This is a genomic window from Paraburkholderia sp. SIMBA_027 (assembly GCF_046535315.1).
Taxonomy (GTDB): domain Bacteria; phylum Pseudomonadota; class Gammaproteobacteria; order Burkholderiales; family Burkholderiaceae; genus Paraburkholderia; species Paraburkholderia tropica.
Window position 1 is genome coordinate 1 of the sequence record NZ_JAWRWY010000484.1, and the last position, 275, is coordinate 275.

The 275-nt window shown below is 68.0% G+C and carries 1 protein-coding gene; it reads right to left on the reverse strand.

Annotated elements, in window-relative coordinates; translation table 11 throughout:
* A partial coding sequence (locus tag SB764_RS39925) for a pyridoxal-phosphate dependent enzyme (protein WP_410866738.1) occupies positions 1–275 on the reverse strand: 275 nt, incomplete at both ends.

The window sequence follows — 275 nt, forward strand, 5'->3', positions numbered from 1 at the left end:
GGCCGACTTCATTCAGCGTGACGCGCTCGCCGGCTTTCAGCGACGCCGCCATCGCGCACGAATCGTCCGTCTGCACGCCGATCACCCTGATCTCCGGGCGCACCGATTTCACATACGCGGCCACCCCCGCCGCCAGCCCGCCGCCGCCGATCGGCACGAAGATCGCGTGGATCGGCCCCTGATGCTGGCTGAGAATCTCCATCGCGACCGTGCCCTGGCCGGCGATCACATACGGATCGTCGAACGGATGCACGAAGGTCAGCCCGCGCGCTTCC